The organism is Sphingomonas jinjuensis (assembly GCF_014197105.1).
GTDB classification, from domain to species: domain Bacteria; phylum Pseudomonadota; class Alphaproteobacteria; order Sphingomonadales; family Sphingomonadaceae; genus Sphingomonas; species Sphingomonas jinjuensis.
Genome location: NZ_JACIEV010000009.1, coordinates 171,955 through 190,709 on the forward strand (window position 1 = coordinate 171,955; position 18,755 = coordinate 190,709).

13 protein-coding genes are annotated in these 18,755 nt (G+C 66.4%); 5 read left to right on the forward strand and 8 right to left on the reverse strand.

Features of this window, described 5'->3' with window-relative positions; genetic code table 11:
* Positions 1 to 55: 55 nt before the first annotated feature.
* Together GGQ80_RS15120 and GGQ80_RS15125 are read right to left on the reverse strand one after the other, a co-directional pair.
* Positions 56 to 3,064: a beta strand repeat-containing protein gene (locus tag GGQ80_RS15120; protein ID WP_183986325.1), complete on the reverse strand. Its 3,009-nt coding sequence runs from the start codon at positions 3,062 to 3,064 to the stop codon at positions 56 to 58.
* A gap of 298 nt (positions 3,065 to 3,362) precedes the next feature.
* A complete protein-coding gene (locus GGQ80_RS15125) occupies positions 3,363 to 4,322 on the reverse strand; it encodes a methyltransferase domain-containing protein (RefSeq protein WP_183986327.1) in 960 nt (319 codons plus the stop codon).
* Positions 4,323 to 4,524: 202 nt separating this feature from the next.
* On the opposite strand from GGQ80_RS15125, the gene GGQ80_RS15130 reads away from it, so the two are divergent.
* Genes GGQ80_RS15130 through GGQ80_RS15145 form a run of 4 tightly spaced genes read left to right on the forward strand, consistent with a single transcriptional unit; the run spans position 4,525 to position 10,486 of the window.
* A complete protein-coding gene (locus tag GGQ80_RS15130; protein ID WP_183986329.1) occupies positions 4,525 to 5,955 on the forward strand; it encodes a TolC family protein in 1,431 nt (476 codons plus the stop codon).
* The gene (locus GGQ80_RS15135) at positions 5,952 to 7,682 is read left to right on the forward strand and encodes a type I secretion system permease/ATPase (protein ID WP_183986331.1); all 1,731 of its coding nucleotides are present in this window, start codon (positions 5,952 to 5,954) and stop codon (positions 7,680 to 7,682) included. Before GGQ80_RS15130 ends, GGQ80_RS15135 begins: the two co-directional genes overlap by 4 nt.
* 6 nt (positions 7,683 to 7,688) lie before the next feature.
* Positions 7,689 to 8,993 carry an HlyD family type I secretion periplasmic adaptor subunit gene (locus GGQ80_RS15140; RefSeq protein ID WP_183986333.1) on the forward strand — a complete coding sequence of 435 codons (1,305 nt, stop codon included), beginning with the start codon at positions 7,689 to 7,691 and terminating at the stop codon, positions 8,991 to 8,993.
* A 20-nt stretch (positions 8,994 to 9,013) separates the two neighbouring features.
* A complete protein-coding gene (locus tag GGQ80_RS15145; protein ID WP_183986335.1) occupies positions 9,014 to 10,486 on the forward strand; it encodes a right-handed parallel beta-helix repeat-containing protein in 1,473 nt (490 codons plus the stop codon).
* Between the two features lie 9 nt (positions 10,487 to 10,495).
* On the opposite strand, the gene GGQ80_RS15150 is transcribed toward GGQ80_RS15145, so the two are convergent.
* Genes GGQ80_RS15150 through GGQ80_RS15170 form a run of 5 tightly spaced genes read right to left on the reverse strand, consistent with a single transcriptional unit; the run spans position 10,496 to position 16,439 of the window.
* A complete protein-coding gene (locus GGQ80_RS15150; protein WP_183986337.1) occupies positions 10,496 to 11,797 on the reverse strand; it encodes a hypothetical protein in 1,302 nt (433 codons plus the stop codon).
* The gene (locus tag GGQ80_RS15155) at positions 11,794 to 12,777 is read right to left on the reverse strand and encodes a glycosyltransferase family 2 protein (protein WP_183986339.1); all 984 of its coding nucleotides are present in this window, start codon (positions 12,775 to 12,777) and stop codon (positions 11,794 to 11,796) included. Before GGQ80_RS15155 ends, GGQ80_RS15150 begins: the two co-directional genes overlap by 4 nt.
* Positions 12,778 to 12,790: 13 nt before the next feature.
* Positions 12,791 to 14,251, reverse strand: a complete 1,461-nt coding sequence (locus GGQ80_RS15160) for an oligosaccharide flippase family protein (protein WP_183986341.1) — start codon at positions 14,249 to 14,251, stop codon at positions 12,791 to 12,793.
* Positions 14,248 to 15,126: a rhamnan synthesis F family protein gene (locus GGQ80_RS15165; RefSeq protein ID WP_183986343.1), complete on the reverse strand. Its 879-nt coding sequence runs from the start codon at positions 15,124 to 15,126 to the stop codon at positions 14,248 to 14,250. Before GGQ80_RS15165 ends, GGQ80_RS15160 begins: the two co-directional genes overlap by 4 nt.
* Complete coding sequence (locus tag GGQ80_RS15170; protein WP_183986345.1) at positions 15,123 to 16,439, reverse strand: exopolysaccharide biosynthesis polyprenyl glycosylphosphotransferase; 1,317 nt, start codon at positions 16,437 to 16,439, stop codon at positions 15,123 to 15,125. The genes GGQ80_RS15165 and GGQ80_RS15170 overlap by 4 nt, the downstream gene beginning before the upstream one ends.
* Before the next feature lie 181 nt (positions 16,440 to 16,620).
* On the opposite strand from GGQ80_RS15170, the gene GGQ80_RS15175 reads away from it, so the two are divergent.
* Positions 16,621 to 17,376, forward strand: a complete 756-nt coding sequence (locus GGQ80_RS15175; RefSeq protein ID WP_183986347.1) for a metallophosphoesterase family protein — start codon at positions 16,621 to 16,623, stop codon at positions 17,374 to 17,376.
* 74 nt (positions 17,377 to 17,450) lie between these two features.
* Here GGQ80_RS15175 and GGQ80_RS15180 read toward each other — a convergent pair whose 3' ends face one another.
* The gene (locus GGQ80_RS15180; protein ID WP_183986349.1) at positions 17,451 to 18,731 is read right to left on the reverse strand and encodes a glycoside hydrolase family 130 protein; all 1,281 of its coding nucleotides are present in this window, start codon (positions 18,729 to 18,731) and stop codon (positions 17,451 to 17,453) included.
* Positions 18,732 to 18,755 lie beyond the last annotated feature (24 nt).

Sequence of the window (18,755 nt, forward strand, 5' to 3'; positions counted from 1 at the left end):
CGGTTTCCCGGCGGGACTAATTGTTCACCCCATCGATCGATGGAAAAATATCGACTTAGACCGCAATCAGGTCGTTAAAGCCCAGCGCCGTACCAGCCGTGAGCTGCGCGAACAAGATCGCCGACGACGCCGACCCACTGCCGTCCGCATCGTAGAACAACTGACCGGTGGTCTGGTTGTAGATAAAGAACTGGCTGGTCGTGGTAGCCGTGCCCGAGACGAAGTTGTCCGCCGTCACGTTACCGCTCGAACCCAGGGCCGTGAAGATCGAGCGCGAGACGCCGATCAGGTCACCAGCCGAGAAGTCGGTGATCGTGTCGACGTTACCGTTCGACACGCCGTTCGTTGCGATCGCCGTGTTGAACAGGAACTGATCCGAACCACCGCGACCCGTCAGCGTATCGGCACCCAGACCGCCGTTGATGGTGTTCTGACCGTCGTTACCGATGATCGTGTTCGCCAAGCTGTTGCCCGTCAGCGTCATCTGCGTCGTGGCAGTCTGGCTCGACGCCGACAGCACTTCGATCGACTGTGCCGAACCACCATTGTAGGTCGAAGCGTCGTTCGTGGCCAGCGAGTAGCTCGCACTGGTGAGGACCGTATCAGATCCCTGATTGCCGGCCTCAACCACGACGTCCGCCTGCGAATAAACGCGATAGGTGTCGTTGCCAAAAAGACCGATCAGAGTGTCGCCAACGTTCGTGTTACCGTCCTGATTGTAGATGCCCTGGCCGGTCACGGCACCCTGACCCGAGTCAAGAACGTTGTTACCGTAATTGCCAGCGATAACCTGCGCATAGGAGTTACCGGTGAAGTTGATGTTCTCCGTGCTCCCCTGAGCGACGGTCGACAAATACTCGATACCGACGCCGTCGGCCGTAACAGCCGAGCTGCCAGTGCCCGTCGTCAGCGCACCGCCACCCAGACGATAGCTGATGCCAACGGTCAGAACCTGGTCGAAAGTGCCGTTACCGGCCGCCTCGATGATCGTGACGTTGTTATCGGCCACACGGTAGACGTCATTGCCACCGAGACCCGACAGCGTGTCATTGCCGCCACCACCAGAAAGCGTGTCGTCCAGACCACCGCCGTTGATGCGCTGTGCCAGTTCGTTGCCAACGAGCGAGAAGCCCGCACCGGTCTGGCCCGTGGTCGTGGTGTACGTCGCGTTGAGCACCTCGACGTACGAGCCGGTGTTCAGCGTGAACCCGCTGACCGTCACGTTCGCCGTGTCCAGATCGCCTTCGCTCTGCTGCTCAAAAATGACCAGATTGGTCGAGTCGACCACATAGGTGTCATTACCGTTCAGGCCGATCAGAACATCGGTACCGCTGTTCGGTGCCGAAGTGCCGCCACCGGTGATGACGTTGGCACCGTAGTTCCCGACGATGATGTTGCCGTATGCGTTACCGGTCAGGTTGATCGCGTCAGTGCCCGAATTAACCGCAGTCGACAGAACCTCGATTTCGGACGTGCTGTAGAACGACGCGGCAGTACCGTTACCGAACTGAGAATTCAGGAAGGTCGCAGCGGCCGTATCGTTGTCGATCAGGCTATAGCTACCGCTGGTGAACACCGTATCACGGCCACCGTTACGATCCTCCAGCACCACGTCGTTCTGGTCGTAAACGCGATAGATGTCGTTGCCGGCCAGACCCATCAGGGTGTCGGCGAACTGGGCACCGAGATTGAACGCGCCGTTCGAGTCGACACCGCGATTACCATCGAGGATGTTGTCGCTGGCATTGCCGACGATCAACTGGCTCGCAACGTTACCATTGAGGAACGGCACCGAAACGGTCGACGTATTCTCGCTGTTCAGGTTGCGCGAGCCGTCAACGGTGTCGAAGCCGTAGCTGGTGATCGCAAAGTTCGGGTTGCGGGCACCTGCCTGCGTGAAGCGCACCGATCCGGTCGCAAACAGCTGCTCGATACCGAGGTTCGCACCAAGCGTGATGGCCGCGCTAGTAATGACCGCATCGAGCGCGTCGTTGGTCGAGCCGCCCGAGCCGTTCGCTTCAACGATCGTGTCACCACCATCGACCACGTAGATGTCGTTACCCAGGCCGCCCGTCAGCGTGTCGTTGCCGCCACCGCCAATCAGGATGTCGTTACCAGCACCGCCGGTGATCACCTGGTCCCCTACACCACCCGTGAGGGTGACACCAGTTCCGACCGTGGCAACGATGTTCTCGATGCTCTGAGTACCCGACGAGAAACTGACAGCCGTGTTGACGGTGTCGTTGCCGCCGTTCGCAGCCTCGATGACCTGGGTGCCAGCAACCGACACCGTGTAGGTATCGTCGCCGCCGAGGCCGATCAGCGTATCAACGCTGGTCGTGCCACCCGCGAGCACGTTAGCCCCCTGGTTGCCGATAATCGTCTGCGAGAACTCGTTGCCCGTCAGGTTCAGTGCGGTCGTGCCGCTCTGATCGGCGGCCGAGAGAATCTCAACCTCCTGGCCGGCGGTCAGCGTGTAACCGGTGCTGACGTTCGCCACGACAACGCTAGTCGCCACGAAGACGGTGTCATTACCCTGACCAGCAGCCTCGCCGATGACGTCATTGGCGTTGCGCACAAGGTAGGTGTCGTCGCCCAGACGACCGAGAAGCGTGTCACCCGCCGAACCCGCGGTGTTGACGCCACCATCGAGGACGTTGTTCGCGTTATTGCCCGTCAGCGTCTGAACGCGCTCGTTACCCGTAAGGTTGACCGCGTTGCTACCGGTCGCCTCGAGCAGCTCGACCTGCGAATTCGCCGCCAGCGTGAACGACACCGACGCCAGCACCTTATCGAGCGTGCCGGCCGCGCCGGTGCCCGTGTCGTCACCCTCGATGACCTGGTCACCCGAGTCGTCGACGATGAACGTGTCGTTGCCCGAACCGCCGATCAGCGTGTCGGCACCCGTGCCACCGTCGAGATAGTCATTGCCGTCGCCGCCCTGGATGACGTCATTACCGCCCAGGCCGTTGATCGTGTCGTCGCCAGCCAGACCGCTGATGACGTCGCCGTCCGCCGTACCAGTCAGATTGTCGGCAGCCGCAGTGCCGTTAATTACCGCCATTTCTGGTCTCCCAAAATACCAAATCAGTTCAATGTTAAGGACACGGAACCCAGCCGACTCCCGTCCGACTGGTACGCACCGCCACTCCGGCTCGCCCCCTCCAACGAGGACCGAAACGCGGACGATACGGCAAGGCCAAAAGTATTAGCTGGTTATCCCCCTTAGCATTTGCGCTCGCCGGATTAAGCGAGGCCGCGTTCGTTGACAATAGGCAACCGTCGCGAAAGGCGCAGCCAGCCGTGGTTTTTATGCACTACCGCTATTTACCCGATGTAGTGTCGCTATCGGGCCACAGCGATCAGGTGTGGCTCAAATGCTTGGCGCCGACGTAGCGGTCGACTATCGAACGATTCGTTAACGGCACGGCCGATCGTCTGCCGAGCAGATAGGTGCAACTGGCCCCGTCCATCGCCTCGGGCCGGTCGACCAGCATCCGGTCGAACCGCTTGAGCCAGGAAAAGCCTATCCTTGCCAGCGCCTTGGTGGCCAATCGCGCCCGCGGCGCCCTGGCGAAGGCGAGCAGGAAGTTCTCGATGCTCCACGCCAGCGTCGTGCCCGGTCCGGCGACCATGCCCGCCTCGACTTCCTCGAAGTTGCGAAACAAGCGGCGGTGGCCCGACAAGGTATAGCGCGTGAAATCATAGGCGCCTTCGTGGACTTGCTGCATGAAGGGCAGTTCGGAATAAAGATAACCGCCAAGCTTGACGACGCGGCCGATCTCCGCCGCAACGCGTTCCGGGTTGATCACATGCTCCAGGACGGCGGTCGTGACGACGGCGTCGAAGCTGCCGTCGACGAACGGCAAGTCGTGACCGTCGCAGAACAGGTCGACGCTGGCGCGGACGTCGACGTCGCAATAGACGATGCGCCGGCCGGCGGCGCCCAGCATCGGATCGACCCAGGCACGCTGGCCGCCCGCCCCCACGACCAGGATCGCCGCATGGCCGGGCAACAGCGTCGACAGATGCGGCACGACGCGGTGCGCCGCCAGGTTGACCGATGGTTCCGGGACATAACGCGCCAGCCCGCGCTTGCCGCCGCCATCGCCGGGCAAGGCCGGGGGCCGGCGATAGTCGTCAGCCGCGAACATGTCGTTGTCGGGCCTGAACAGCACGGGTCGGCCGTGCGACACCGGATAGCGCGTCCCGCAGCCATGGCAGGTCAGCTCGTCGCCTGCCTGCGACAGCGGCGTCGCGGCGCACAGCGGGCAGCGAAAGCGCGAGAGGAGAAACGGATCGATCGCCGAATGGTCTGGCATGAGAGCGCGCATAGGCCCTGGCAACGCGCGGTCAAGCTGCACGACCCGCCGCCAGATGAAGCCGATGTGAACAACTTGTCATTGCGGAGGGGGCAGTCGAACGCTGGACGTTGCGTAGAGTTCCGGCTAAGCGCGGCCGGATGAGAAGGCCGCTGCGCGGTCGCTAGCTGTGGCCCAATACATGCAGTCATGCTTACCCGCGATGGCGTCAGCCCGGCGCGTTGCGACCCTGACCTTGCTGACCGGCGCTGCGGCGCTGGCGGTGCCAGGCGCGAGCTTTGCCCAGACCGCCCTGCCCGCGCCGACCGGCGCGCCGCTCAAGATCGATGCGGCGAACGATCCGATCCTGGGACTGTCGCGGATCACCGGCAACGCGGAATTCTTCACGCGCACCGTTGCGGCGGCGGTCGATCGCCACCCGGCACTGACCGAGGCCGAGGCGCAGATCGACCAGGCGAAGGCGCAGAAGGGCCAGGCGCGCGCGGCGCTCCTGCCCAGCGCCGACGTATCGCTGAGCACCTATCGCACGCTCGATCGCCAGTTCGGGACACTCAACCCCTCGCTTTCGGTCCGGAACATCGTCGAAAAGACGAGACCCACCCGCCAGACTGACGGCCTGCTCTCCGTCAACCAGCTCGCCTTCGACGGCGGCGCCGCGTTCAAGCGCATTTCGGCGGCGAGCGCGCGGATCAGCGCCGCGGTGGCAGGGGTCGACGACGCCGCCAATCGCGTCGCGCTCAGCACGATCGGCGCCTGGTACGACGTCTTCACCTTCCGCCAGCTGCTGACGCTCGCCGAGCAATATCGCAAGGATCAGCAGAGCCGGCGGTCGGACATGCTCGATCGCATCAACCAGGGCGTGGCGGCGGTGACCGATCTCGCCCGGGTCGACAGTGCGGTTGCCGGCGTCGACACGCGGATCGCCAACTATCGCCGTCAATTAGCCAATGCCGAGGCGCGCTATGCCGAGCTGACCGGGGCGCCCGCCCCGGCCGAACTCGATCGCGCGCCGTCGCTGGGCGTCGAGCCGGCGAGCGCCGAGGCCGCCCGCGTCGCCGCGTTGCAGGTGCCGTCGGTAAAGGCCGCGCAGGACCAGGCACGCGCCGCGCGCTACGATGCCAAGGCGGTGCAGGCCGATACCTACCCGACGCTCGGCGTGTCGGTGGTCGCTGGCCGCTACGGCTTTTTCGAGACGCCTGGCGATTACGACGTCCGCGCGCTCGCGACCGTGCGCGCCCGGATCGGCGGCGGCATCCAGGCGCGCGCCGACGAGGCGAAGGCGCGCGGCAATGCCCAGGCCGCCCGTACCGCGACCGTGATCGAGGAAGCACGCCGCGACGCCGCGATCGCCTGGGGCGATCTGGCCGCGCTCAACGATCAGATCGCGGCACTGCAGAAGAGCTATCTCGCCAGCCGCCAGTCGCGCGACACCATCGTCGAGCGCTTCCGGCTGACGCGCGGCACGTTGATCGACGTGCTCGATTCCAACGACACCTATTTCGCCGCCGCGGCGAGCTATGTCGAAACGCTCGCCGACCGCGATGCCGCGCATTACGTGCTGCTCGCCCGCACCGGGCGCCTGCTCGACGCGCTCGGCATCAAGCCTGCCAACGAGGTCTATCGAATCCGATGAGCACCGAGTCTCTCGTTCCCGAGCGCAAGCCGCGTTTCGCGGCCTGGCTGGTCGAGCCCATGCTCGCCAACAAGTCGACCTATATGAAGGTCGGACTGGCGGCGCTGCTGATCAACCTGTTCGGTCTCGTCACGTCGCTCTATTCGATGACGGTCTACGATCGCGTCGTGCCCAACAATGCGACGACGTCGCTGGTCGCCCTGACGATCGGCCTGCTGATCGTTCTGGTGTTCGACTTCATCCTGCGCACGCTGCGCGCCTATTTCATCGACATCGCCGGCGCCAACGTCGACCGCGAGGTCGGCCAGCGCACCTTCCAGCGGCTGCTGTCGATCCGACTCGACGCGCGCCGCGGCTCGACCGGCCAGCTGACCGGGCTGATGCGCGAGCTGGAGTCGCTGCGCGACTTCCTCGCCTCGGCGACGATGACCGCGATCATCGACGTCCCCTTTATCTTCATTACCCTGCTCGTCATCGGCGCGATCGGCGGCTGGCTGGTGATGGTGCCGATCGTCATGATCCCGATCGTCGTCGGCGCCGGCCTCCTCACCTATCCGGCGCTCGACCGGCTCGCCGGCTCGGTGATGAACCACGGCCTCAACAAGTCGTCGGTGCTGGTCGAGGCGATCGGCGGGCTGGAGACGGTGAAGGTCATCAATGCCGCGCCGCTGCTGCAGAAGCGCTGGCTGGAGGCGACCGATTCCCACGCCGACAGCTCGCTGCGCCAGCGACTGGTCGCGACGCTCGGCGTCAACGTCGCCGCCACCGCGCAGAGCCTGTCCTACGCCGGCATCATCGTCGTCGGTGTCTTCCTGATCGCCGATCGCCACCTGACGACGGGCGGCCTCATTGCCTGCTCGCTGCTCGGCGGCCGCGCGGTCCAGCCGCTCGGCTCGATCGCGCAGCTGCTGTCGCGCCTGACCGGCGCGCGCACCGCCTATCAGCAGGTCAACGCCTTCATGTCGCAGCCCAGCGAGATTTCCGAAAGCGATCAGCTGAAGCCAAACAAGCTGCAGGGCCTCATCGAATTCCGCAACGTGACCTTCCGCTATCCGGGCGCCAAGCAGGACGCGTTGAAGGACATCAACCTCGTCATCAAGCCTGGCGAGCGCGTCGGCATCCTCGGCCGGATCGGCTCGGGCAAGTCGACGCTCGCACGCATGGCGCTTGGCCTCTACCAGCCGACCGACGGGCTGGTGATGATCGACGGCACCGACCTTCGCCAGATGGACCTGGTGTCGGTTCGCCGCCACGTCGGTGCCGCGCTCCAGGAAAGCGTGCTGCTGACCGGCTCGATCCGCGAGAACATCATCCTCGGCCGCGACGGCATCGACGACGAGGAAATGCTCCGCGTCGCCCGGCTGACCGGCGTCCACGACTTCGTCGGCCAGATCGCCAACGGCTATGACCTGAAGCTCGCCGACCGCGGCGAGGGCCTGTCGGGCGGCCAGCGCCAGAGCATCGCGCTGTCGCGGGCGCTCGTCGGCAGGCCCAGCGTCATCGTCTTCGACGAACCGACCAGCGGCATGGACATGCAGTCGGAGGAAATTCTGATCGCCCGGCTGGCGGAAGAACTTGCCGACCGGACCGTCATCGTCGTCACCCATCGTCCCTCGCTGCTGAAGCTCGTCAACCGCGTGCTCGTGATCCAGGACGGCCGCATCGCGGTCGACGGACCGCGCGACGATGTGCTTCGCCGCCTCACCCAACCCCAGCGAGCTGCGTAACCGATCATGGCCACCCGACACATCGAGGACATGGCGGGCGAAATCCGCCCGCGGAGTGCCTCCAATCTGCTGCTGTGGGTCATCGCGAGCTTCTTCGTGATCGCCCTGCTGTGGGCGTTCTTCACCAAGCTCGACCGCACCGTCCACGGCGCCGGTCGCATCGTGCCCACCGCCCAGCTCCAGGTCGTCTCGAACCTGGAAGGCGGCGTGGTGAAGCAGATCCTGGTCAAGCCGGGCGAGGACGTGAAGAAGGGCGCCCCGCTGCTTCGCCTCGATCCGGTCACCACCGGCGCCGAACTCAGCACCGTCGAAACCACGGTCGCCGCGCTTAGCGCGAAGGTGTCGCGTCTGCAGGCCGAGATCAACGGCACGACGCCGATGTTCCCGGTCACGCCCGACCCGGTCGTCAACGAGCAGATCGGCTTCGAACGCTCGCTCTACGCCTCGCGCCAGGCCGACCTCGCCAGCATCACCGCCGCCGCCACCGCCCGCGCCACCCAGGCCGAACGCGCGGTGGCCGAGGCGAGCGCGAACGTCGAGGCGGCCCGCGCCGCGCGCGACGCCGCACAGTCTCAGGCCGAAATGCTCCGCCCCCTGGTCGCGAACGGTATCGAGCCGCGCCTCAGCCTGGTCCAGGCCGAGCGTCAGCTTTCCGTAAACAATAGCCAGCTGACGTCGTCGCAGGCCGCGCTCGCCCGTGCCCGCGCCGGCGTTGCCGAGGCACGCGCCGCCCTGAACCAGCAGCGCCAGGAATGGCGCGCGAAGTCGGCCGAGGAACTGGCGACCGCGCAGGGTGAGCTCGCCTCCCGCCGTCGCTCGTTGCCCGCGCTCAACGACCGCGTCGATCGCACTACCCTGCGCGCGCCGCTCGACGGCCGCGTCAACCGCGTCCTCGTCAACACCGTCGGCGGCTCGGTCCGCGCCGGTGAGCCGCTCGTCGAGATCGTCCCCGCCGCCAGCGGCCTGACGGTCGAGGTCGCGGTCAGCCCCGCCGACATCGCGTTCGTCCGCATGGGCCAGCGCGCGCTCGTGAAGATCAGCGCCTACGACTATGCGGTCTATGGCGGGCTCGAGGGCAAGGTCACGGGCATCTCGCCCGACGCGATCGTCAACGAGAAGACCGGCGATTCGCATTACATGGTCCGCGTCCGCACCACCGAGCCGAGCCTGCGTAGCCCGGCCGGCCAGCTGCTGCCGGTCACGTCCGGCATGTTGGCCGACGTCAACCTGATCGGCGACAAGCGGTCGATCATGTCGTACCTGCTCACCCCGATCACGCGGATCCAGGAAGACGCCTTCCGGGAGAAGTAAGGCATATGGAGGCCCGGCGCTTGGCAGCGATCTCGCGACGCACCGTCCTCATCGGTAGCGGGATCATGGGTGCCGGCGCCGTCCTCGCCGCGACGCTGGCGAAGGACGGCGCGGTGTCGCTGCCGTCGCTGCGCCGGCCGGGCGACAAGGACGACAGCGCCGCCTTCCGCCGCGCCGCCGCATCGGGCAAGCCGATCCACGCCCCCGCGGGCAAGGGCAGCGGCCCCGGCGGGCGCTATATCGTCGGCAGCGACGCCCAGGACAATCTGCCGTCGGGGCTGACGCTCTTCGGCGATGGCCGTGGCAAGACGGTGGTGCGCATCGCCCACGGCGCGCCCTTCGTCCTCCATGCCGACAGCGGCAGCGCCGACCCCAGGCGCAATATCACCGGGCTTCGCTTCCACGACCTGGACTTCGAGAGCGAGGTCGAGGCGCGCGGCTTTTCCGAATTCGAGTATCTCGTCATGCTCAACGGCGTGACCGACGTCCGCTTCGACCGCGTCGGCTTCGTCGGCTTCCGCGGTGACGGCCTGCACATGGGATCGTCGGTCGTCTCGAAGACCGAACGGCACAATCGCGACGTGACCGTCGCCGACTGCCTGTTCGACGGCATCAACGCCAACAACCGCAACGCGATCTCGATCATCGACGTCGAACGGATGACGATCGAGCGCTCGACCTTCCTCGACTGCACTCGCGTCGGCGACGGCACCGCCAACGCCGGTGACCCGTTCAAGCCTGCGACGGGCCTCGCCATGCCCGGCCCGATCGATATCGAACCCAATGCCGACCGGTTCGCGATCGTCCGCGACGTCACCATCCGCGCCAACCGGTTCAAGGGCGGCGGCGGCTTTGCGGTCGCGCTTCACCCGCTGCCCAACGACTTCGTCGCCACGCCGCAGCGCGGTATTCGCGTGATCGACAACATCGTCGAGGATCGCGTCGGCGGCATCGACATGACCGGCTACGTCAACGATGTCGTGATGCAGCCCGGCAGCGCGCCCTATGATGTGACGATCAGCGGCAACAGCGTCACCCGCTGCAAGACGCCATTCCGGATCAGCGGCGTGCGTGGGCTGACGATGACCCGCAACCGCTTCGTCGATTGCACCGACCGCGCCGAGTTCAACAACACCGCCCCCGTCGCCGCGGTGACGGCGAGCCGCAACCGGTTCGAACGGATCGGCTCGGACGCCTTCCCCTATGGCCTGTGGCTGCGGACGCTCGACGGCCTGACCTTGACCGAGAACGAGTTCGTCGATTGCGGCGGTCCCGGCCGCCGCGACGGCGCCGCGATCGCGATCGTCGCCGGCACCCCGCGCGACCTTACGCTGAAGGGCAATCGCTTCTCCAGCCCGCAGGGGCGGATGAACCAGTCCCTCCAGCTGTTCCGGGACGCGACCGTCAGCCGGCGGCAGATCGCGCTCAGCGGCAACGTCTCGACGCTCAAAGGGCCTGGTTTCCAGGCAGTCCTGGCGCTGGCACGGCCGTAGCGGAAGGCGTCAGACCGCGGCGATCGGCGTCGCGAAGCGCTTGTCGCTGACCTTGTGGACCGCGAAGCTCATCACCGGGACGAAGAACATCCACTGGAAGATGAACGATTCGATGTACGGGTTCGTCCACGCGGCCACCGCCGCCGACAGGAAGCCGCCCATCATATAGACGTCCTCGGGGCTCAGTGCCCGCCGCGACGCGCGGCCGAGGAACGCGAAGCCATAGACGAAGAACGGGCCGCAATAGATCAGGGTGCCGAGCAGCCCGACGCGGTACATCGTCGCCAGCGGCACATTTTCATACCGCCACGGATAGTCGGCATTGCGGATGTAAGACACACCGACGCCATGGCCGGCGCCCAGGCCGACCGTTTCCCTGATGCCGTCCCACAGCGCCCCGGCCTGCTCGGTCCGCACCTCGCCGCCGCCGCTGGCGATCTTGTTGACATAGCCCTGGAAGATGACGGTGAGGTCGATGGTGTGCAGCAGCACGCCGATCGCCACGGTGACCGCCAGCGCGGCGCCGGTCAGCAGCACCGCCGGCACCACGACCGCGCGGCCGAACGATATCGTCGGCCCCTGGTGCGCGACTCGCCCGCGAAGGACCAGCCCGGTAATGAACCCGATCGGCACCGCCAGCGCGAACGCCGATCGTCCCGAGGTGATCGCGCATAGCACCAGGCCGGCAGGCAGCAGCAAGCGTCCCCACTTGCTCTTCACCAGCGTCGGTTGCGCGAAGGCGCCGCCCGCCAGGAAGATCAGCGAGCCGTACACCAGGATATTGGCGCCGGCGAAGCCGTTGCTGACGTTGACGTTGGCGTCGGCGAACAGGAACGTCACCGCCTGGCGCCCGATCGTCAGGAACGCCCAGAAGAACAACGCGACCGAGATCAACGCCCACCAGGTGAAGCGGATCAGCCACTGCACCAGCCGCTCGATACCGAAAAACTGCGCCAGCCCGGTGCCAAGCACGATCCACGCGAACGGCGACAGGATATAGATCAGGATCGTCTGCGTGCTGGCGTTGCGCGGCGCGCCGTTGGTGGTGCCGATCCAGATAAATACCGACGTCAGCACGACGCCCAGGAAATAGGTCAGCAGAATGCGATCCAGCCACTCGTCGCGCTCGATCGCCGGCAGCGTCAGCACCGTCGCGCCGAAGATCAGCAGCGCCGACACCAGCTGGAACGAGTGCGGGATGACGACCGAGATTGCCAGCGCGAGCCACAGCGCCACCTTGACGACGTTGCGCGCGGCGGCGCGGTCGGCCTGGCGGGGATCGTGGGCGTAGCTGGTGTCGTAATAGCTCATGGGCGCTCGCCGAGCGGAATGCGCTCGCTCCGCCGCCGCTTAGCGATCGAACGCAGCGTGCTCAAGGTCGCGGGCAAATCGCGGTACAGCATGCCGAAGCCTCGCCAGGTGAACCACACCTCCTCGGGCGAGGCGCGCAGCACGCCGCGGACGGTCCGCGAAAGCGGCTCGACCAGATAGGTCACGCCGATCACCGTCGCGGCCGCCGCCGGCGGCAAGTGTTTGGCGACGTACACGGCGTTGCTCTTCAGCGAGTAGAACAACCGGTGCGCCTTCACCTTCTCCGACGTGCCGCCCTGCTTGTGATAGGCGACCAGGCCCGAGAGATATTCGATGCGATAGCCCGCGGCCTTCACCCGCGCCGACAGGTCGAGATCCTCGAGATAGACGAAGAAATCCTCGTCGAAGCCGCCAACCTCGTCGAACACGCGGCGCGGCATCAGGTAGAACGCGCCCATCACGTGGTCGACCGAGCGGTCGGCGAGATGATCGAAGTCGACCATGAGCACCGGCGGGAACCAGCGCTTCAGCGCCCGCGTCAGTCCCAGGCTGTTGCCAAGGAAGGTCCGCGCCGTCGGAAAGCGCGCGCAGTGGCGATGGGCATGGCCGTCCTCGTCGACCAGCCGGATACCGCAGACGCCGACCCCCTGCCCCGCCGGGCTGGTCATATAGTCGAGCGCGGCGTCGATCGTCCCCGCCGCCAGCTCGGCATCGGGATTGAAGAACAGCACGAACGGCGCAGTGCCCCGCGCGACACCGATGTTGCACGCCTTGCCAAAGCCGAGGTTGCGACCGGTCCGAACGATCTCCAGCGGAACGCCCTCGACGTCGACATCGTCCGATCCATCGGTCGAGCCATTGTCGACGACGACCACCTTCGCCACCCGGCTGCCGCCATGCGCCGCGATCGATTCGATGCTTCGGCGCAGCAACGCGCCGGCGTTCCAGTTGACGATGACGATGTCGACGGTGGTGGTCATGGCGATCGTCCGATTACGCGTGGCGTCGACGCAGCAGGAAACTCGCGCGGCCGATCAGGCTCTGCCGGACGGAGGGCGGCACGACGCGCCATGCCCATCCGCTCGATATCGCGATCGCGGCCGCCGCCGTCGCCAGCGGCAGCGGGCTTATCGGCAGTGCGCCCACCAGCGGCACCGCGACGATCATCAGCGCAGTCGGCAGGGCGAAGACGACGAGGTCCAGCCTGCGCCCGAATGCCAGCAGATGCATCGCCAGCGAATCGATCGCACAGCGGATCGAAAAGGCGAGCGCCGCCCCCACCGCGCCCCACATCAGCGTCAGGCACCACAGCAACGCGCAATAGGCCGGCAGCTCCGCCAGATGCAGCAGCCCGGTCGCCCGCGGCCGGCCATCGGCCTGGAGCAACGTGAAAGGACTGGCGGCCAGGCCGTTGAGCCACCAGCCGATCAGCAGGATCTGCCCCACCGTCACCGCATCGCGGCCCAGCGCGCCGCGCAGCCACAGCGCCAGGAACGGGCCCATCAGGCAGATGCCACCGATCACCAGCGGCGCCATGATCGCACCCGCCGCACGCGTCGACGTGTGCGACACGGCAGTGGCATGGGCTCGGTTCTGTTCGGCCGACAGCTTGGGGAACAGCGCGTTCGACAGCGAATTGGGGATGATGTTCAACCGCTGCGCCAATTGCGCCGGCACCGCATAGGTCGCGACCGCCGCCGCGTTGGCGAGGCTGCCGATCAGGAAGCGATCGAGCAGCGACATCAGCGGCGCGACCGAGGCGGACACCGTGATCCAGCCGCCATAGCGAAACAATGCCACCGCCTCACCGCGCGACGGCGCCGCCCGGTGTCCCTCGGTGACGTAGCGTAGGCAGAACAGGAACGACACGACAAGCGCCACCAGTTGCACCACCAGCGAAGCGCCGAGCAGCCCCGACAGTCGCGGCCCATGCAGCAACGCGACCGCGATCGGCGCGAGCTGCGCCGCGACGGTCGTCACCACCGAGATCGCATTGAATTCCAGGAACCGCTCGCGCCCCAGCAGCGCGCCGTTGAGCACCCCCCAGATGATGCCGAGCGGCAGCACCAGCGCCAGTAGCGGCAGCGCATCGACAGCCTCCTGCCGCAGCTCCTGGCCGATCTGGAAGGGCCCGGTGATGTACCAGTGCCCGACCCCATACATGAGCACCGCACCGACCACCGCCATGATCCCGGACGCGATCACCGCGGTCCAGAAGGCTTGGGCCCGCGCTTCGGGGGTGGAATCGCGCAGCGACGCGATCCGCTGGAGCAGCGCGCGCGTCAGCCCCAGATCGAACATGCCGAAATAGCCGAGCAGCATCCAGGCGATCGCAAGAACGCCGTAACGCTCGACCCCGACGAGATGCAGGTACAGCGGCACCGCCGTCAGCGAGACGATCAGCGGCAGCACCTGCCCGACGACGTTATAGGTGGCGTTGCGGCCCAGGCTCATGCCGGCTGCACCTCGATCGGATGCCCCGCATCCTCCAGCAAGGCCCGTACCGCCTCGCTATCCTCGCGATGACCATGCCGTCCCAGCAGCGATCGCTTGACGAACGGCAGGCCGGCGTGGGCCAGCGCGACGCCGCGGTCGAGCGTCGGGTTGAACACGCGCGCGGAGTCGGCGAACCAGCAGGCGCCCACCGACATCGTCTTCGCCGCGACGCGGGCGAAGCGCGTCTCCTGGCACAGCACCACGTCGGTATATCGGTTGAACGTCGGACCGAACACCGACGCCAGCGCGGCGAACCGTTCCGGGGTCAGCGCCCGCAGCTGAAAGGCATAGGACTGGATATGGTTCTCGATCCGGGTCGAGGCGGTGAATGCCGTCAGGTCCCAGGCCCGATCGGCCAGCACCGCGGCGGGCGAGGCGAAGGGACCGAACACCGAATCGTTCATGACGAACACATCGGCACCGGGCGATCGCTCCGCCAGATGGCGCAGCATCAGCCGGTATCCGCTGAAGTCGAACCCACCCAGGCTCTTCCAGATCAGCGCATCCGCCCGCTCGCGGATCGCCGCGGGAATCGCGTCTGGCGAGTCGGTCGCGCACACCACCAGCAGCCGCCCCGGCTCGGCGGCAAGGCGGTCGAGCGTGTAAAGGTGGAGGGGCGCCGCGACGCCGTCGGGCAGATAGGCGAAGTAGCAGGTCCAGCGTGCCGCGGCATCGGCCGCGACGATCGTCTGCGCCCGTGGCGCCCGCCCGCGCAGCAGCATCCGCCGCAGCAGGCGAGACCCCGCCAGCTGCGCATCGAAAGGCGACGGCCGATACGTCCAGTTGCGGTCGAAATCAGCGATGGCGCGGCTGTGAGGGTCCGTCGCCGTCACCGCGATCCGAAGCCGGTGAAGACGGTGCGGATCGTCCGCGCGATGATCAGCAGGTCGAGCCAGGCCGAGTAATGCTTGATGTAATAGAAGTCGTAGTGAAGCTTGCTGCGCACGTCGTCGACGTCGACGACATGGCCCTGGCACACCTGCGCCCAGCCGGTCACGCCCGGCCGCACAATGTGGCGATAGCGGTAGAAGGGAATCTCGTTCTCGTACCAGTGGCTAAGCACCACCGCCTCGGGACGGGGGCCGATCCAGCTCATCTCGCCGCGCAGGATGTTGATGATCTGCGGCAGCTCGTCGATACGCATCTGGCGCAGGTAGCGGCCGATCCGCGTCACACGCTGATCCCCGACCTGGGTCATCGCATGCTCGCGCGCGGCCTCCGGAGCGGGCTCGGCGACGGTCATGGTACGGAACTTGTAGACCGTGAACGGTTGGCCCTTGTAGCCCATCCGCGGCTGGCGAAACAGGATCGGCCCCGGCGACGACAGCTTCACGCCAATCGCCACCACGCACAGGAAGGGCAGCAGCACGATCGCCGCCGCCACCGCGGTGATCCAGTCGACCAGATGTTTGAATGACATGAACGCCGACACCGGCGCCAGCGAGCCGAAGCTGTTCTCCGACAGATGTTCCAGCTCGACGCGGCCGGTCAGCGATTCCGCCAGATGCTTGGTGTGATAGACCGGCACGCCTTCGAGCGCGAGATCGGCGAGGCGGCGGTCCCAGTCGTTGGGCAGGTCGATCCGAAGATCGGTCGTCACCGCGTCAAGGTGGTTCAGCCGTGCGTCAGCGCTATGCAGCGTGACCCAATCGACACCCGGCACCGTGCGCAGCGAGTCGGTGTCGCCGAGCGGCACCACCCCGATGCGAAGCCCCGTCCGCCGCTGGTAGCGCGCCTGAAGCAACGTCATCCACGCGACACTGACGACATAGCCGACCAGCAGCAGCGTGCGGTTATAATCGACCCGCCCCACCACCAGCACGAACAGCAGCGCGCTGTACGACAGGGTGAACGCCGGCAGCACATAGGCACTGCGCTCGATCCCAGGATAGGTACTGACGTTGCGGAACAGCCAGATGCCCATCACGATCGCCGCGAAGCTGCCGATGAAGCCCTGGTGGACCGGCGGCAGCAGCCGGTGATTGCCGATCTCCAGGATCAAGAGCAGATACGGCAGTAACGCGCCGAACAGGGCGCAGCCGATCAACTGGTAGCGCAGCCGAGCGCCCCAGGCCTGGCCCGTGCCGTTCATCGCGCCGCTCGCCCGTTGCGGCGCGTCGCTAAGACCATAGGATGCGGCTCGCACGCGTGCTCCAACCGTTCAAGATCAACCATGCCGCCTGCTTAACCCCGCAGCGCCGGGCCTTTAGCCGAGGCTGCGACCCGAGGCAACGCGCGCCGGATTGGGACGCCGTGCGGTTTTGCGTGGTTGAGCGCGGCCCGCGTGCCGCTTATGAGCCGAGGTTTCCGACGAAGATGCGTGCTGGATGGTGTTGAGTAAGATTTTCGGCCGCGCGCCCGCCGTGTCGTTGACCGCGGCGCCGGGTGAGCGCGTCTATGCGATCGGCGACGTCCACGGCTGTCGATACGAGCTCGATCGATTGTTGGGGATGATCGATGCCGACAGTAACGCGCGCGGCGCGGCGCATGTGCGGATCGTTCTGCTCGGCGACCTGGTCGATCGCGGGCCCGACAGCGCCGGGGTGGTCGCGCGCGCCCGCCAGCTGGTCGATCGCGGCTCGACGACGGTGCTGGCCGGCAACCACGAGGAACTCCTGCTGCTCGCCAGCCGCGGAGAGCGCGAGGCGCTGTCGATATTCAACCGCTTCGGCGGCCGCGAGACGCTGGTCAGCTATGGCGTCGATCCCGACGACTATGACGACTGCGCACTGGCGGAGGTGCCCGACCTGATCCAGCGGGCGGTGCCCGCCGAGGATCTGAGCTTCCTGGCGGGGCTGGCCGAGCATGCGCGCAGCGGCGACTATATCTTCGTCCATGCCGGTGTCCGCCCCGGCGTGCCGCTGCACGAACAGACCGGCACCGACCTGCGCTGGATCCGCGAGCCGTTCCTCAGCCACAAGGGCAGCTATGGCGCGCTCGTCGTACACGGCCACACCATCACCGCCGAGCCCGACATCCGTCCCAACCGCATCGGCATCGACACCGGCGCCTATGAGAGCGGCATCCTGACGGCGATCGGTGTCGAGGGCGAGGATCGTTGGTTCCTGCAGACCGGGGTCTGAAACGCGTCGTCCGCGGGCGAGCGTATCGATTGGCTTCGACATGACGCAGGGGCGGGTTACCCTCGCCCCCGCCGTCACATCGCCGCGAGCAGGTCGCTGATCGGTACGAAGGCGAAACCGACCGAACTGTCGGCAATGCCGTACGGCAGGAACAGCGTGTCGCCGTGCTTGATCGCGCCGCACGAGTAGACGACGTTGGGCACATAGCCCTCGCGATCCTGATCCTTCGCGGCGAGGATCGGCTCGCGCGTCTGGCCGAGCACCTTCGACGGATCGTTTTTGTCGAGCAGCGCCGCGCCGATCGAATATTTACGCATCGCACCGACGCCATGGGTCAGCAGCAGCCACCCCTCGTCGAGCTCGATGGGCGGCCCGCAATTGCCGATCTGCACCAGCTCCCAGGGGAATTGCGGCGTCAGGATCTTCACGCCGTCTTCCCAATGGGTCAGCGAATCCGACTTCAGCAGGAACAGGTTCTCGCCATCCGACCGGCCGATCGTCATATACTGGCCGTCGACCTTGCGCGGGAACAGCGCCATGCCCTTGTTCCGCGCCGCCGGGCCCGTCATCGGCACCAGGTCGAACGCGCGGAAATCGGTCGTGCGCAGCAGCTCCGACTGGATCTGCGACCCGTTATAGGCGGTGTAGGTGCCGAGCCATTCGACCGACCCGTCGTCGTGCGTGAAATGAACGAGACGCAGGTCTTCCAGGCCCTTGGACTGCGCCTCCGTCATCGGGAAGATGACGGTGCCCGACAGCGTCGAATCGCGGTTGCGATGGACGGTCACGGGACCTTCGGGGAAATGATTTTCGTCGCGCCCGATTACGTCGGTCGAGGTTGCGAAGGGCGGCTCGGGCGCCAGCTTCAGCTGACGGCTATCGGTGATGATGCCTTCGCGGAAGGCGACCGACGAGATATGCCCCTCGCCCACCGCGCGCAGGCTCATCAGGATCCGCATCGACCCCTTGGGCATCCCCGACTGGTCGTGATGCGGCACCGCGCTCGGATTCATTAGCGCGGCGGCGGCGTAGCTATATTCTTGGCAGAAATAGGCACCGATCAGCTGGCGGCGCTCGTCGCCGATCTCGGCGCCGTCCAATTCCAGCAGCGTCTCGATCTCGTCGTAGCGGGTCATGAACACGCGCCGCGTCTGCCAGTGGCGCGCCTCGAAGTCCTTCAGCACCAGCTCGAGCTCGGCGGTCACCTGACGCGGCGACATCTCGAGTACTTCGCGGATTAGTCGCTCGGTGCGGCTGACCCCGCCCGCGCTCTTGCTCCAGCCGATATGAAAGGGCCGCACCACCACGCGCGAAGGATCGGCATGCAACCGCAGCCGGTGGGTGAAGAGGTCCATCGCTGCTCCGCGTCCCGCTGTCGT

Excerpts from the sequence above, each read along its gene's own strand:
- GGQ80_RS15125 (WP_183986327.1), bottom strand. The coding sequence starts at position 4,322 with ATGCCAGACCATTCGGCGATCGATCCGTTTCTCCTCTCGCGCTTTCGC.
- GGQ80_RS15175 (WP_183986347.1), top strand. The coding sequence starts at position 16,621 with ATGGTGTTGAGTAAGATTTTCGGCCGCGCGCCCGCCGTGTCGTTGACC.
- GGQ80_RS15140 (WP_183986333.1), top strand. The coding sequence starts at position 7,689 with ATGGCCACCCGACACATCGAGGACATGGCGGGCGAAATCCGCCCGCGG.
- GGQ80_RS15155 (WP_183986339.1), bottom strand. The coding sequence starts at position 12,777 with ATGACCACCACCGTCGACATCGTCATCGTCAACTGGAACGCCGGCGCG.
- GGQ80_RS15135 (WP_183986331.1), top strand. The coding sequence starts at position 5,952 with ATGAGCACCGAGTCTCTCGTTCCCGAGCGCAAGCCGCGTTTCGCGGCC.
- GGQ80_RS15160 (WP_183986341.1), bottom strand. The coding sequence starts at position 14,251 with ATGAGCCTGGGCCGCAACGCCACCTATAACGTCGTCGGGCAGGTGCTG.
- GGQ80_RS15120 (WP_183986325.1), bottom strand. The coding sequence starts at position 3,064 with ATGGCGGTAATTAACGGCACTGCGGCTGCCGACAATCTGACTGGTACG.
- GGQ80_RS15150 (WP_183986337.1), bottom strand. The coding sequence starts at position 11,797 with ATGAGCTATTACGACACCAGCTACGCCCACGATCCCCGCCAGGCCGAC.
- GGQ80_RS15180 (WP_183986349.1), bottom strand. The coding sequence starts at position 18,731 with ATGGACCTCTTCACCCACCGGCTGCGGTTGCATGCCGATCCTTCGCGC.
- GGQ80_RS15130 (WP_183986329.1), top strand. The coding sequence starts at position 4,525 with ATGGCGTCAGCCCGGCGCGTTGCGACCCTGACCTTGCTGACCGGCGCT.